A 350-nucleotide genomic window follows, 5' to 3' on the forward strand; every position below is an offset into this window, starting at 1 on the left:
TATCAAGACAACGTCGTGGACTACATAATAAATGCAAGGCGAGAGGACTTTTTGATCGAGAACGCAGACGGCAATCAAGTGATTGGTAAAGAGATACTTGCCGCGTTCCGCCAATTAACAGTGAACACCGTGGTTTGGGTGAAGCCGGACCGATACTGGCGTTTCCGCGTGCCGGAGGATGAGCTTGGACGCGAAGCTAGGGGTTGATGGCAGCCGGGCCGCGTTGAGGCTCGAGTTCTGCGCCGCCCAGGACACACGAATAACTGTGTCGTTCTCCGTGCGACATCTTTTTATTATCAAACTATGAAAAACGCTCTCGCCACGTTGCTCGCCGCTATTCTGCTGACCGC

At 53.1% G+C, this 350-nt stretch carries 1 protein-coding gene; it reads left to right on the forward strand.

All coding sequences use genetic code 11. The features are described from left to right. Positions 1 to 207, forward strand: a 207-nt coding sequence (locus AC1U89_RS25125; protein ID WP_479902328.1) for a DUF6953 family protein, incomplete at its 5' end; no start/stop codon positions are given. Positions 208 to 350: the final 143 nt, after the last annotated feature.

This window comes from Caulobacter sp. 05T431 (assembly GCF_056665975.1).